General features: G+C 34.1%; 14 protein-coding genes. 9 read left to right on the top strand and 5 right to left on the bottom strand.

All coding sequences use genetic code 11. The features are described from left to right. Positions 1–216 precede the first annotated feature (216 nt). From CW733_RS10885 to CW733_RS10870, 4 genes are all read left to right on the top strand, one after another. A complete protein-coding gene (locus CW733_RS10885) occupies positions 217–1,353 on the top strand; it encodes an Mrp/NBP35 family ATP-binding protein (protein ID WP_100997205.1) in 1,137 nt (378 codons plus the stop codon). Positions 1,354–1,355: 2 nt separating this feature from the next. Further along, positions 1,356–1,598, top strand: a complete 243-nt coding sequence (locus tag CW733_RS10880) for a NifU family protein (RefSeq protein ID WP_100997204.1) — start codon at positions 1,356–1,358, stop codon at positions 1,596–1,598. A 74-nt stretch (positions 1,599–1,672) separates the two neighbouring features. Next, complete coding sequence (locus CW733_RS10875) at positions 1,673–2,734, top strand: NAD(P)/FAD-dependent oxidoreductase (protein ID WP_100997203.1); 1,062 nt, start codon at positions 1,673–1,675, stop codon at positions 2,732–2,734. A 47-nt stretch (positions 2,735–2,781) separates the two neighbouring features. Further along, complete coding sequence (locus CW733_RS10870; protein ID WP_100997202.1) at positions 2,782–3,114, top strand: 2Fe-2S iron-sulfur cluster-binding protein; 333 nt, start codon at positions 2,782–2,784, stop codon at positions 3,112–3,114. A gap of 26 nt (positions 3,115–3,140) precedes the next feature. Here CW733_RS10870 and CW733_RS10865 read toward each other — a convergent pair whose 3' ends face one another. The 5 genes from CW733_RS10865 to CW733_RS10845 form a co-directional block, all read right to left on the bottom strand. Continuing rightward, positions 3,141–4,040: a metallophosphoesterase family protein gene (locus CW733_RS10865; RefSeq protein ID WP_100997201.1), complete on the bottom strand. Its 900-nt coding sequence runs from the start codon at positions 4,038–4,040 to the stop codon at positions 3,141–3,143. Between the two features lie 134 nt (positions 4,041–4,174). Next, positions 4,175–5,353, bottom strand: coding sequence for an acyl-CoA dehydrogenase family protein (locus tag CW733_RS10860; protein WP_100997200.1), 1,179 nt, complete (start codon positions 5,351–5,353; stop codon positions 4,175–4,177). 105 nt (positions 5,354–5,458) lie between these two features. Beyond that, positions 5,459–6,172: a tRNA1(Val) (adenine(37)-N6)-methyltransferase gene (locus CW733_RS10855; RefSeq protein WP_100997199.1), complete on the bottom strand. Its 714-nt coding sequence runs from the start codon at positions 6,170–6,172 to the stop codon at positions 5,459–5,461. A gap of 83 nt (positions 6,173–6,255) precedes the next feature. Next, positions 6,256–6,786, bottom strand: a complete 531-nt coding sequence (rimM, locus tag CW733_RS10850; RefSeq protein ID WP_100997198.1) for a ribosome maturation factor RimM — start codon at positions 6,784–6,786, stop codon at positions 6,256–6,258. A gap of 193 nt (positions 6,787–6,979) precedes the next feature. Then, positions 6,980–7,483 carry a 30S ribosomal protein S16 gene (locus CW733_RS10845; RefSeq protein WP_100997197.1) on the bottom strand — a complete coding sequence of 168 codons (504 nt, stop codon included), beginning with the start codon at positions 7,481–7,483 and terminating at the stop codon, positions 6,980–6,982. A 143-nt stretch (positions 7,484–7,626) separates the two neighbouring features. Between CW733_RS10845 and CW733_RS10840 the strand changes: the two genes are divergently transcribed. The 5 genes from CW733_RS10840 (at position 7,627) to CW733_RS10820 (ending at position 15,098) form a co-directional block, all read left to right on the top strand. Next, positions 7,627–8,310, top strand: a complete 684-nt coding sequence (locus CW733_RS10840; RefSeq protein WP_100997196.1) for a DUF6252 family protein — start codon at positions 7,627–7,629, stop codon at positions 8,308–8,310. 164 nt (positions 8,311–8,474) lie between these two features. Beyond that, positions 8,475–12,866 carry a DNA polymerase III subunit alpha gene (gene dnaE, locus CW733_RS10835; protein ID WP_100997195.1) on the top strand — a complete coding sequence of 1,464 codons (4,392 nt, stop codon included), beginning with the start codon at positions 8,475–8,477 and terminating at the stop codon, positions 12,864–12,866. Between the two features lie 240 nt (positions 12,867–13,106). Beyond that, a complete protein-coding gene (gene trxA / locus CW733_RS10830; protein ID WP_055447606.1) occupies positions 13,107–13,424 on the top strand; it encodes a thioredoxin in 318 nt (105 codons plus the stop codon). Positions 13,425–13,505: 81 nt separating this feature from the next. Next, positions 13,506–14,051: a ClpP family protease gene (locus CW733_RS10825; RefSeq protein WP_100997194.1), complete on the top strand. Its 546-nt coding sequence runs from the start codon at positions 13,506–13,508 to the stop codon at positions 14,049–14,051. A gap of 117 nt (positions 14,052–14,168) precedes the next feature. After that, a complete protein-coding gene (locus CW733_RS10820; protein WP_100997193.1) occupies positions 14,169–15,098 on the top strand; it encodes a DUF58 domain-containing protein in 930 nt (309 codons plus the stop codon). Positions 15,099–15,118: the final 20 nt, after the last annotated feature.

The raw sequence follows: 15,118 nt of genomic DNA, 5'->3' as shown, positions 1-15,118 counted from the left end.
TTTTCAAAAATTCAAAAATAACAACAATTTCAACAATTGTTTTTGATTATTGCATCATATAAAAATCTTCAAACCAACCACTTTATTCTTCAAGCTTTAAATAGTATCTTTGCCTTTAGAATCAATCTTAATAAGAAGATAATTAAAAAACGAATTTTAGATTGAGATAAGGAAGTATTTCTTCTTTTTTCTCTTCTCTATTGTCTATAATAAAATATGAAAATCACAAAACAAGATATATTAAACGCACTTAAAACTATAACAGTTCCTGGCGAAGGACAAAATATGGTAGAAAGTGGAGCAGTTAAAAATGTAGTTACTTTTGCCGATGAGGTAATAGTAGACATCACAATAAAAAATCCAGCTTTACAAGCACGTAAAAAAACTGAAGTAGAAATACTTAAAGTTATTCACGAAAAAGTGTATGCAAAAGCGCAGGTAAAAATAAACATAAAAGTAGAAGCTCCAGAAAAAGCTGCTACTAACGAAATAAAAGGAAAGTCTATTCCTGGAATTCAAAATATTGTAGCAATAGCTTCTGGAAAAGGAGGTGTTGGGAAATCTACCGTTACAGCAAATTTAGCTGTAACATTAGCAAAAATGGGTTTTAAAGTAGGTGTTTTAGATGCAGATATTTATGGACCATCTATGCCAATTATGTTCGATGTGGAACTAGAAAAACCATTGTCTGTAACAATCGACGGGAAATCTAAAATGAAACCTGTAGAAAATTACGGTGTAAAAATACTATCAATTGGTTTCTTTACTAAACCAGATCAAGCAGTAGTTTGGAGAGGACCAATGGCATCAAAAGCATTAAACCAAATGATTTTCGATGCTGCTTGGGGAGCATTAGATTTCTTACTATTAGACTTGCCTCCAGGAACTGGAGACATCCATTTAAGCATTATGCAATCGCTTCCAATTACAGGAGCAGTTGTTGTTAGTACACCTCAAAATGTAGCATTAGCAGATGCCAAAAAAGGAGTCGCAATGTTTCAACAAGAAAGCATTAATGTTCCAGTTTTAGGAATTATAGAAAACATGGCATACTTTACACCAGAGGAGTTGCCAAATAATAAATATTATATCTTCGGAAAAGAAGGTGCTAAGCATTTAGCCGAAGATTTAAATGTACCACTTTTAGGCGAAATACCTTTAGTGCAGAGCATTCGTGAAGCAGGAGATGTTGGAAGACCAGCAGCTTTACAAACTGGAACACCTTTAGAAAAAGCGTTCGAAACAATTACTCAAAACGTAGTACAAGAAGTAGTAAATAGAAACGAAAATTTACCTGAGACCGAAGCAATAAAAATCACAACAATGGCTGGTTGTTCAGCAGTAAAAAAATAATTATGAGCGGAGAAGAACTAAGATTGAATGTAGAGAAAGCCCTCGACGAAATTCGTCCGTTTTTACAAAGCGATGGTGGTGATATTTCATTATTGTCTATTGAGGACGATAAAATAGTAAAAGTACAATTAGAAGGCGCTTGCGTTGGTTGTAGTGTAAACCAAATGACACTAAAATCTGGTGTAGAAATGACTATTAAAAAATACGCGCCTCAAATCGAAGCAGTTATTAATGTTGAAGCTTAAAGCTTGAATGTGACTTATGTCACATTTATTTAAAAATCGAAACTATAACTTTGTCTTTTTGAAATTTACAATTCATGATTAAAACAGATATACTTATAATTGGTGCTGGACCAACAGGCTTATTCACAGTTTTCGAAGCAGGTTTGCTAAAACTAAAATGCCATTTAATAGATGCATTACCTCAAGCAGGAGGACAATGTTCAGAGATTTATCCTAAAAAACCCATTTACGATATTCCAGCTTATCCCGAAATTCTTGCAGGAGATTTAACCCACAAGTTACTAGAGCAATGCAAACAGTTCGAACCTGGTTTTACATTAGGAGAACGTGCAGAAACTATAGATAAGCAAGAAGATGGTTCTTTTATTGTTACAACAAATAAAGGAACAAAACACCAAGCTCCAGTTGTGGCAATTGCTAGCGGATTAGGAAGTTTTGAACCTCGTAAACCACTTATTCATAATATTGCAGACTTTGAAGATAAAGGTGTAGAGTATATGATTAAAGAACCAGAAATGTATCGCAACAAGAAAGTTGTTATTGCTGGTGGTGGAGATTCTGCTTTAGATTGGAGTATTTTTTTAAGTGATATCGCTTCAGAAGTTACATTAATACACAGAAGAAATGAGTTTCGTGGACATTTAGATTCTGTAGATAAAGTACAAGAATTAAAAGATCAAGGTAAAATTAACTTAGTCACTCCAGCCGAAATAGTTGGAATTTTAGGAACTGATAAAGTTAAAGGTGTTGTTGTAAAACAAGCCGCACATATAGAAAAAGAGTTCGAGTTAGAATGCGATCACTTTATTCCATTATTTGGATTGTCTCCTAAATTAGGACCAATTGCAAATTGGGGATTAGAGATAGAAAAAAACGCTATTAAAGTAAATAATGCATTAGATTATCAAACAAATATCCCAGGAATTTATGCAATAGGAGATGGTAATACTTATCCAGGGAAATTAAAACTAATTTTATGCGGATTTCATGAGGCAACATTAATGTGTCAATCTGCTTACCAAATAATTAACCCAGGAAAACGCTATGTATTAAAATACACAACAGTTTCTGGTATCGATGGTTTTGATGGTTCAAGAAAAGAAGCGCCAAAGGCAGTTGTAAAGAAAATAGAGTAAAAAGGCATTACACTTGCTATAGTTTTAGTGTATTAAAAAGAAAACGTTTGGAACAAGACATAAACATTACAGTTACAGATAGAGAAGGAGAGGTTCATAAAATTCTTGCACCAACAGATATGGCAATGAATTTAATGGAAGTTGTACGTTCTTACGAGATCGCTCCAGAAGGTACCATAGGTATTTGTGGAGGCATGGCAATGTGTGCTTCTTGCCAATGTTATGTAACAAGTGATACGAAGCTTCCAGAAATGCAAGACGATGAAGAGGCTATGCTTAGCGAGGCTTTTCACGTTAAAGAGAATTCGCGTTTAGGTTGCCAAATACAAATGACTCCAGAAATGGAAGGTTTAGTTGTCGAGTTAGCTCCAGAGTCTTAAATTCCTGCGAATAGAGGAATCTTATATTAATCAGCCCTATAATTCTCCAAAGCAATAGGTCCTTCTAGCAACACGCGAACAATTTTTAAAGCACCATCATCGCTTGTGGATATTTGCCATTTAATAAGTGAGATTTCGCCATTTTCTATTTCAATACCAGTTATACTTCTTGGATGCACACAACTACCATCGTTAAAAAAGGGAATATCTCCAGGTTCAGGAAAACGAGGTCTGTGCGTATGACCAACAATAGTAATTAAATTGTTATTCTCTGTAATCCACTTTTTAGTTCTACGTTCTACTTTAATAAGCTCTTTGTAGTTTTTTGCAGGACTAGTAGGATCTGCAACTCCCATAACATTTAGAGGTTTCCATAGTAAGCGAACCATAAACCTACTCCATTTCCAAAACGTATAGTTCCACCAATCCGCTTGATGACCATGTGTTAAAAACACTTCTTGGTCTGTTTTGCAGTGTTTTAAAACAATACCTTCATGGTATTTAATGTCTTTAAATAATTCGACATCTTCACCAGTTTTAGCATCAAAATAAGTCGATAAATGCTTTTTTACATATTCTGGGTTTCGGTAAACCATATCATGGTTTCCCCAAATCATGTGTAGTCTATTGTCCTTATGAAATAGCTTCATAAGCATATAGATATTTTTATGTGCATTTAAAATAGATTCGAATGAGAGGTTTTCCCAAAGCTCATCGCCATCACCAATTTCGCAATAGTTAAAGCCTTCAGCAAAATAATGTTTTAAAGCATGAAAGTAGATGTTTCGGTTGTTAGCAAAATCGTCTGCAAAACTATTATCTCCACGATGGCAATCGCTGAATAATATAATTTTAGAATTATTGTCAAACTCGACAATTTTAGCTTCTTTATAAGCACGATCTAATCTTTTTTTAGATGAAAACATAGAGGTAAATGTAAACAAATTTCAATAAAAAATGCGCTTTAGTAATAAAGCACATTTTTTATAGTTTTAATCTTTCAGCAAAACACAAAAAAAATATTTTGCTATTGAGTGAATTGTTAAATGTCGTTTAGCGACTATTTGAAGGCGTTTAAGCCAGTAACGTCTAGTCCAGTAATAAGTAAATGAATATCGTGTGTACCTTCATAAGTTACTACGCTTTCTAGGTTCATCATGTGCCTCATAATAGAATATTCTCCACTAATACCCATGCCACCTAGCATTTGTCTAGCATCACGAGCAATAGTTAAAGCCATATCTACATTATTACGTTTTGCCATAGAAATTTGTGCAGAAGTTGCAGTTCCATTCTCACGCATTACACCCAATCTCCAAGCTAATAATTGTGCTTTTGTGATTTCGGTAATCATTTCGGCTAATTTCTTTTGTTGCAACTGAAACTGTCCAATTGGCTTACCAAATTGAATACGTTCTTTACTATAACGTAGCGCAGTATCGTAACAATCCATAGCAGCACCAATAGCTCCCCAAGCAATACCAAAACGAGCAGAATCTAAGCATCCTAAAGGTGCTCCTAATCCAGATTTGTTAGGTAATAAATTTTCCTTAGGCACTTTTACATTATCAAAAATAAGTTCTCCAGTAGCACTTGCTCTAAGAGACCATTTGTTATGTGTTTCGGGTGTTGTAAAGCCTTCCATGCCACGTTCCACCACTAAACCATGAATACGTCCACTTTCGTCTTTTGCCCAAACAACAGCGATGTTACAAAATGGTGAATTCGAGATCCACATTTTTGCACCATTTAAAAGATAATGGTCACCCATGTCCTTAAAGTTTGTTACCATTCCGCTTGGGTTAGATCCATGATCTGGTTCTGTTAAGCCAAAACTTCCAATCCATTCACCACTAGCTAATTTTGGAAGGTATTTTTGGCGTTGTGCTTCGTTTCCGTATTTCCAGATTGGGTACATAACTAAAGACGATTGTACAGACGCAGTACTTCTTACACCACTATCTCCACGCTCAATTTCTTGCATAATTAAACCATAAGAAATCTGGTCTAATCCTGCTCCACCATATTCTTCAGGTATATAAGGTCCAAAAGCACCAATTTCTGCCAATCCACTAATAATAGATTTTGGAAATTCAGCTTTTTGAGCAGCTTCTTCAATAATAGGTGAAACGTCACGCTTAACCCATTCTCTGGCTGCGTCACGTACTAGTTTATGCTCTTCTGTTAAAAGTTCGTCAAGATTGTAATAATCTGGTGCTTCAAATAAATCTGGCTTCATAAATGTATTTTATATCTTCATCGTTAGAGGATTCTCAAAAATGAAGGTGTTATTTTATTAGTTTCACAAAAATAACTAAAATGCTTTCATTGCCCAATATAAATATCACATTTTAAGATAAAAATCTTTGGTCAAATTCATATAGTCTTCAGTGTAGTCGTGTCGTGCGTTTTCAATAACGAGTTCGTTAATTTTTATATCGCTTTCGCGGAAAGACATTGCGATTAAAGAACGTTTTATTCCTGAGTCATTAGTGCCTCGAACACGAGTGATTTTATTAGCTTTTATATTTACAACTGAAGCTAATGCAATAAATTTAGCTTCTTCATTAAACGGAATAATAGTACAAAACGTACCATCCTCGATTAGTAATTTCGAAACGCTATCTACCAAATGTTCAAAAGGCATCGCATCTTGAAAGCGTGCTAAATCACGTTGTTTATTTTCGGTTTTGTAATCTTCAGCATAGAAAGGTGGATTGCAAATAATAAGATCGTATTTGTCCTCAATCTCTTCTGTGAATTCTGCTAAATCTGCATGGTAACAAAACAATCTGTCGCTCCAAGGCGAGCCTTCAAAATTGTCAACACATTGCTCGTAAGCCAGTTCGTCTATTTCTAAAGCATCAATAACTTCTGCGTCACAGCGTTGTGCTAACATTAAAGAAAGGATGCCTGTTCCTGCTCCAATATCTAAAGTTGCAAAAGGCTGTTTTTCTATTGAAGCCCAAGCGCCAAGCAAAACACCATCTGTGCCAATTTTCAAAGCGCATTGGTCTTGGTTGACTGCGAATTGTTTAAATTTAAAAGGTTTATTCATGTTTTTGTCATTTCTGCGAAGGCAGAAATCCATTTTAAATTATGTTTTGTATTGTAGATTCCTGCCTTTTAAAGGAATAACAATTATTCCTCAAGATACAAGTCGATCAAACCTTCTGGAGTGTCAACAAAAATAATTTTATTCACTTTATCTACTTTCGAAATAAATTCATCATTCATTGGTATTAAAATTTCAATACCATCTCTATCTATTTCAAAAAGAGACTGAGAAGTAGAATCGTTAACGCCTTTTATAATACCAACGTTTCCAAAGTTTTTATCTTCTACTTTAAAGCCAATAATTTCATGAAAGTAAAATTTATCGTCCTCTAATTCTGGTAGAAAAGTTAAAGGTAGATAACATTCGCATTTCATTAACGCATCAGCATCTGCTTCAACATCGACATCTTCAAATTTTACACGAAGCAATTCGCTTTTATGTAATTGAGAGCGCTCAATAAAAAACGGAATCAAATTACCACGTAAATCTATAAAAATAGCATCTAGATTGTCGTATAAATTAGGTTCGTCTGTATCTAGTTTTATTAACAACTCGCCTTTAAAACTATATTTTTTAACAATTTTACCTAAAAAAAAACACTCTTCTTTAGTCATCGAAAGTATTATTTATCGTTTCCGCAGTTTATGCTGAATTAGCTTCAGTAAAACGGAAATCTCATTAATGTATAAATCCCATTTTTTAATAGGATATGTTCAATTGTATTTTTCGCAATTTCAGAATACTATTTCACATAAAAAAACTCCGATAAAGAATTATCGGAGTTTAAAAGTATAAAAAAATAATTTTCTATTCTTCTTCTTCGTTTGTTGCTGCTTCTTCAGCTGGAGCTTCCTCTTCAACAACTGGAGCAGCTGCTGCGATTCTTGCTTCGTTAGCTGCTTTTTCAGCTGCAAATGCTTTTGCTTTAACATCAGCTTCCGCTTTAGATAAACCATCTTTTTTAGCATCTACTTTACCACCTTTTTCTTCTAACCAAGTAGCGAATTTCTTCTCAGCTTGCTCTTCAGTTAAAGCACCTTTACGAACACCACCAGCAAGGTGATTTTTCAATAAAGCACCTTTGTAAGATAATAATGCTTTGGCTGTATCAGTTGGTTGTGCACCATTCTGTAGCCATTTTACTGCTCCATCAATATCTAATTCGATAGTTGCAGGATTAGTGTTTGGATTGTAAGCACCTAATTTCTCTAGGTATTTACCATCTCTTTTCGCGCGAGCATCTGCTGCTACGATCCAGTAATAAGGTTTCCCTTTCTTACCATGTCTTTGTAATCTTATTTTTACAGGCATAAAAATTAATTTATGAGGTTCGCGACCTCTATTATTAATAAGTCTGCAAAGATACAATTTTTATTTAAATACTAAGTTTTTAATGTAATTGCATCTCATTGTGATTTTTTATTTTATTTTTGAGTTCTCGAAACAAAAAAACTATGAAAAAAATTATTGTTTTAATTCTAGTAACTTTTACCTTTTTTGGCTGCGCAGAAGATATAGAATTTAATACACCATCCTTTCAAGGAGAAAAAGACGGCAACTTATGGGAAGCTGTAACATATAAAGCTAATGTTAATAGTTTAGGCGAATTAACAATTGTAGCTTCAGATAATTTTGAAACTATTACTTTGGAAGTTAATTCGTTAACTTTAGGAGCACATGATGTAACAGAAGCAGTTTCATCAGGTTCTATAGTGGATATTGATGAGGTTTTATATTCTTCAAACAATTTTCCAGATCCAAGCGTTCAATTATACCCAGCAGCTGGAGTGATAGATTTAAAAGAAGTGAGTGTTGAAGGTGGTTATGTTTCTGGAGAATTTTATTTCAATGCATTTAATAGTTCAGGATTAACTTCAGTAAATATAAATAAAGGATTTTTTCATAAAGTACCTTTAGTTGGAGTAGCTATTGGTTCAGGAGGAATTGATGTGCCTTGTGCTACAGCGTCAGCAGTAGTAGCTGCAACTTTAATTAACTACAATAGTGTTTCTCCTGGAGATGCTAACTTTGTTGATGTGTGTAATGCGTACAAAACAGCGCTTACAACACAAAAAACAGCTTGTGGTGATGATGATGGTTCTATACAAGCAAGTATTGACGGTTTAAGTTGTATATAATTATATTATAAAATATTTTAAAGCGCAGACTAAATTTTAGTCTGCGCTTTTTTTTTGTTTAAAACTGTTTATAACTTTCGGCTTAAAAAGGTGCATTTTTTTGTAATTTTATAAGCTCTGTTTTGCATGACTAAACAGCTTCAAAATTCTCTAAAAAACAATACATGTATTTAATATTCGATACTGAAACAACAGGTTTACCTAAACGTTGGGACGCACCATATACAGATACAGATAATTGGCCTAGATGTATACAAATTGCATGGCAATTGCATGACGAGATGGGAAACTGTGTCGAGAGTGAGGATTATTTAGTGAAACCAGAAGGTTTTAATATTCCTTATGATGCTGAGAAAATTCATGGTATTTCTACGGAATTAGCCCAAGAACAAGGTGTTGCTTTGTCTGAAGTTTTAGAGAAATTTAATATAGCATTAGGGAAAACCAAATTTGTAGTTGGACAAAATGTAAAGTTCGATTTAAATATTATGGGTGCTGAGTTTGTGCGTGGAGACGTTGCAAATCAGCTTCAAGAATTACCGGTTTTAGATACCTGTACAGAGCATACAGCAAAATTATGTGAACTTCCTGGAGGACGCTATGGTAAATTTAAATTACCAACATTAACAGAGTTACATCAATATTTATTTAATCAACCATTTGGAGAAGCGCATAATGCAACAGCAGATGTCGAGGCAACAACACGTTGTTTTTTAGAGTTAATTAGAAGACAACAATACACGAAAGAGCAACTTGATGTTGAGTTAGATTATTTCAAGAATTTCTCTGAAGCGAATCCACAACCTATAAAATTAATAGGTTTAAAGCACATTAACCTTAAAAAGGAAAGTGCTAAAATTAATGAGAGATTACAAAAAGCTCAAGCGGTCGATCTGTCTTCCGATGAGATAAAAGAGAATATAGCAGACTTACAATCTGTAGACTTTGTGCATTTGCACAATCATTCGCAGTTTTCGGTATTGCAATCAACAATGAGTGTTGCAGATTTAATTACTGTTGCTGCGCAACATGGAATGCCTGCAGTTGCCTTAACAGATCATGCAAACATGATGGGCGCTTTTCACTTTGTTAATGCAGCAAATAAACATAATAAAGGTGTTGAAGCAAAAATAAAAGAAGCTGAGTTGTTGGGAAATACAACTTCGGCTAAAAAAATAAAGCCAATTATTGGTTGTGAGTTTTTTGTTTGTGAAGACCATCTAGATAAAAGCCGAAAAGATAATGGTTATCAGATTGTTTTAATGGCCAAAAATAAAAATGGTTATCATAATCTAGCAAAATTATCATCGCACGCTTATGTAAGTGGATTTTATTATTTACCAAGAATTGATAAAAAACTTATTGAAGAATACAAAGAGGACTTAATCTGTTTAACAGGAAACTTGTATGGAGAAGTGCCAAGTAAAGTTTTAAATGTAGGAGAAAACCAAGCAGAAGAAGCTTTAATTTGGTGGAGAGACACTTTTAAAGACGATTTGTATGTTGAGTTAATGCGCCATGATCAGGAAGATGAAAACCGTGTTAATCCAGTATTAATAAAACTCGCTAGAAAACATAATATAAAACTTGTAGCATCTAATAATACATACTACGCAAAGCAAAGCGATGCGAATGCGCACGATATTTTATTGTGTGTAAAAGAAGGTGAAAAACAAGCAACACCAATTGGTCGTGGTCGTGGTTATCGTTACGGTTTGCCAAACCAAGAATACTATTTCAAGTCTGGTGAAGCCATGAAAAACATCTTTAAAGATGTGCCAGAAGCAATAAGTAATATTCAAGAAGTAGTAGATAAAATTGAAGGTTATCAACTAGCTAGAGATGTTTTATTACCTGCTTTCGATATTCCTGAACAGTTTGTTCACGTAGAGGATACAACTGATGGTGGAAAACGTGGAGAGAACGCATTTTTAAGACACTTAACTTATGTAGGTGCTAAAAAGCGTTATGGTGAGGAGCTCTCTGAAGAAGTTGTAGAACGACTTGATTTCGAGTTAAGTGTTATTGAAAAAACGGGATATCCAGGTTACTTTTTAATTGTTGAAGATTTTATTCGCGAAGCACGAAAAATGGATGTTTCGGTTGGACCAGGTCGTGGATCTGCAGCTGGATCCGTAGTTGCTTATTGCTTGTGGATTACCAATATTGATCCTTTATTATACAATTTGCTTTTTGAGCGTTTCTTGAATCCGGATCGTGTAAGTATGCCAGATATTGATATCGATTTTGATGATGAAGGTAGAAGTCGTGTTATGGATTATGTAATCGATAAGTACGGAAGTAGCCAGGTAGCACAGATTATTACTTATGGAACAATGGCTGCAAAGTCATCGATTAGAGATACTGCTCGTGTTCTAGATTTACCACTTTTTGATGCAGATAGGATTGCGAAGTTAATTCCAACAATGTCAAAGTTGGGTAAGATTTTTGGTTTATCTGAAAAGGAATTAGGAAGTAAATTTAGAGCTGAAGATTTAGAAAAAATAAACGAGCTTATAAATATTTCTGAAGGGAATGATTTGCAAGCCGAAACCGTAAACCTCGCAAGATCACTTGAAGGTTCGGTAAGAAACACAGGAATTCATGCTTGTGGTGTAATTATTACACCAGACGATATTACTAAGTTCGTGCCAGTAGCATTGGCAAAAGATTCCGATTTATATGTTACCCAATTTGATAACTCCGTAGTTGAAGATGCAGGTTTGTTGAAGATGGATTTCTTGGGATTAAAAACACTGACTTTAATTAAAGATACCGTAAAAATTGTAAAAGCAAAACACGATATTTTATTAGATCCAGATACCTTTCCGTTGGATGATGAAGAGACTTATGCGTTATTTCAAAGAGGAGAAACTGTTGGAGTATTCCAGTATGAATCTCCCGGAATGCAGAAGCATCTTAAAGATTTAAAGCCTACGGTTTTCGACGATTTAATTGCCATGAATGCATTGTATCGTCCAGGACCAATGGAATATATTCCAAGTTTCGTAAAAAGGAAACATGGAGATGAAGATATTGAGTACGATTTACCAGCAATGGAAGAGTACTTAAAAGAAACCTATGGAATTACCGTTTACCAAGAGCAAGTAATGCTACTGTCGCAAAAACTAGCAGATTTTACCAAAGGTGAAGCCGATGTTTTGCGTAAGGCCATGGGTAAAAAGCAGATTGCAGTACTTGATAAAATGAAACCAAAATTTATCGAGCAAGCAAGTGCTAAAGGTCATGACCCTAAAAAACTTGAGAAAATTTGGAAGGATTGGGAAGCCTTTGCGAGTTATGCGTTTAACAAGTCTCACTCTACTTGCTATGCTTGGATTGCATACCAAACTGCGTATTTAAAAGCGCACTATCCTGCAGAATATATGGCTGCTGTATTGTCTAATAATATGAACGATATTAAGCAGGTAACTTTCTTTATGGAAGAGTGTAAACGTATGAAATTACCTGTGCTTGGACCAGATGTAAACGAGAGTTACTATAAGTTCTCAGTAAATAAAGATAATGCTGTACGTTTTGGAATGGGAGCAATAAAAGGTGTTGGTCATGGTGCAGTAATGACGATTGTAAATAATAGAAAAGAAGATGGACCGTATCTATCTATTTTTGATATTTCTAAACGAATAGATTTAAGGGCCGCAAATAAAAAAGCGTTTGAAAACCTTGCTTTGGCAGGCGGATTCGATTGTTTTGAAGATGTACATCGCGCACAATACTTTCAAAAAGAAGGTAGCGATTTAACCTTCTTGGAAAAAGCTATTAAATATGGTGCAAAGCATCAAGAAAACGAAAATTCCTCTCAGGTTAGTTTATTTGGAGGCGCAAGTGATGTGCAAATAGACGAACCGCTAGTTCCGCCATGTGAAACTTGGGGGACTATGGAGAAATTAGCACAAGAACGAGAAGTTGTTGGTGTCTATATTTCAGGGCATCCTTTAGATGATTTTAAAACCGAAATGAAGAGTTTTTGTACTGGGACGATTGCTTATTTTAATAATTTAGCAGAACATGTAAATAAAGATATCACTTTTGGAGGTGTGGTTACAGATGTGCAGCATCGTGTAAGTAAACAAGGAAAAGGTTGGGCGTTATTTACGATTGAAGATTATACAGATACGTTTGAATTTAGAATTTTTGGAGAAGACTATTTAAAACACCGTCCATTTTTATTACAAAACACTTTTGTGCACGTTAAGAGTTTTGTGCGAGACGGTTGGGTAAATAGAGATACTGGTAAAAAGAGCGATCCTAGATTGCAGTTTAATAGTTTTCAGTTGTTGCATGATGTTATGGATAAGTATGTTAGAAAACTATCTATACAGTTAAATATTAAAGAATTGGATTCTGATAAAATTAGAAATTTAAAAGACTTAATATCGATGCATCCAGGCAATCATTTACTTGATTTTGTGGTCTATGATAATAGAGAACAAATAAAATTAGAAATGCCAAGTAGAAGGCAGAAAGTAAAAGTATCTCAAGAATTATTGAGTGCTTTGGATGAAGACCAAGTGCTTTATAAGTTGAATTCTTAATTAGGATAATTATTTTAACTAATTTAGCAATTGTAAGTGCTCGCGCAAAGGATTGAACGGCATGTTTGAGCTCCTTGCAAAGAGCGAGTAGTGAAAGCCTGGTTTATGCGCTCAAATTAAAATAAGCCCTATCAATGCAGCTATAAGTTAAACAAATAATAAGTTTGTAAGCTTTGGAATATTTTTTGACTAAGTTTGTATATTAGAAGTGAATAAACACACAATTAAATTTATATAATTATGGCATTAGAAATCACAGATGCAAATTTTGAAGAAACAGTATTAAAGAGCGATAAGCCAGTAGTAGTTGACTTTTGGGCAGCTTGGTGTGGACCTTGTAGAATGGTTGGGCCAATTATTGATCAAATTAGCGATGAGTACGAAGGTAAAGCTATTGTAGGTAAATTAGACGTAGATGCAAATCAAGAATTTGCAGCAAAATACGGTGTAAGAAACATACCTACAGTATTAGTATTCCAAAACGGAGAAGTTGTTGGAAGACAAGTAGGTGTTGCACCTAAAACTGCATATGCTGAAGCTATCGACGCTTTACTATAGAAATATATTTTCATAAAGAATTGATAAAGGTTTGCTGTAATAGCAAACCTTTTTTTATTTTAGTAAAAAAGTAAATAATAAATGAGCAAAATAACAAAAGCGCAAGACGCAATAGATAGTAAATTACTAGACGAAAGAAAAGTGTTTCTTTGGGGAATGGTAGATGATAAGAGTGCAAAGCACGTTATCGATAGATTAATGTATTTAGATAGTTTAGAAACTAAAGACATTACTTTATATATTAATAGTCCAGGAGGTTATGTAACGTCTGGATTTGCAATGTACGATACTATTAAATCTTTAAAAAGTGATGTGTCTACTGTATGTACAGGTTTGGCGGCTTCTATGGGATCGATTTTATTGTCGGTTGGAACTAAAGGAAAACGTTTTATCCAACCTCATGCACGTGTGATGATTCATCAGCCAAGTGGTGGAGCTCGTGGACAAGCAAGTGATATTGAAATTACTGCTAAAGAGATTGTAAAAACAAAAGAATTAAGTGCTAAGATTTTAGCAGATAATTGTGGGAAAACGTATGAGGAAGTAATGAAAGATTTTAATCGTGACCATTGGATGGGAGCAGATGAGTCTTTAGATTATGGAATTGTAGATGGTATTATAGAATAAGAAAAATAGAAACTAAGGTATTGGAGAAAGATAAGAGATTGTAGCGTGTAAGTTTTGCGTTTATCTCTTATCTTTTTTCTTTATTATAAATGTGAAACGGTCTAGTGTCTAAAAAAGATGAATTTACAAGACGAATTAAATAAAGCAGGCGGATTTAAAAATCTTGAACACTTGGCAAAACAAGTTGTTGAAGGTTTTATTTCTGGTATGCATAAAAGCCCGTTTCATGGTTTTTCGGCAGAATTTGCTGAACATAAAATTTACAATCAAGGAGAAAGTACGCGTCATATAGATTGGAAACTCTTTGCAAAAACAGATAAGCTATACACTAAACGTTATGATGACGAAACAAATTTGCGTTGTCATATTATTTTAGATAATAGTAGTTCGATGCATTATCCTGAAATAAAAAATTTCGCAATAGATAATTTAAATAAAATTGCATTTTCTGCATTAGCAGCAGCTTCGTTAATGCATATTCTTAAGAAACAACGTGATGCTGTTGGTTTAAGTATTTATAGTGATGCTTACGATTTTTATTCTAGCGAAAAAGGAAGTGAGCGTCATCATCAAATGCTTTTAGCGCAGTTGAGTAATGCCGCTTTAAGCAAGTCTAAGAACAAGCAAACGGAAACATACCAATACTTACACCAAATAGCTGAGAAAATACACAGACGCTCTCTAATTTTTGTGTTTACAGATATGTTTCAGACCTCTACCGATGAGGTTAAGTTATTTGAAGCGCTAAGGCATTTAAAACATAATAAGCATGAAGTGGTGCTTTTTCATGTTTTTGATAGAAGTAAAGAACTTGCTTTTGATTTTGATAATAAGCCAAGGCGTTTTGTTGATGTTGAAACCGGAGAGCATATTAATTTGCATAGCGATCAGGTAAAAGCTAATTACGAAGCTTTAGTTAGTGGTTATTTTAATGAATTGCGTATAAAATGTGGTCAAAACCGTATTAAATATGTAGAAGCAGATATAAATAAAAATTTTGATGCGATCCTAACTAGTTATATGTTAGAGCGTCAAAAATTTATTTGATTTTTTTTTAAAAAAAAAGC

This window comes from Lacinutrix sp. Bg11-31 (assembly GCF_002831665.1).
Lineage (GTDB): Bacteria > Bacteroidota > Bacteroidia > Flavobacteriales > Flavobacteriaceae > Lacinutrix.
Note: the sequence above shows the minus strand (reverse complement) of the source record. Positions and strands in the feature narration are given on the sequence as shown.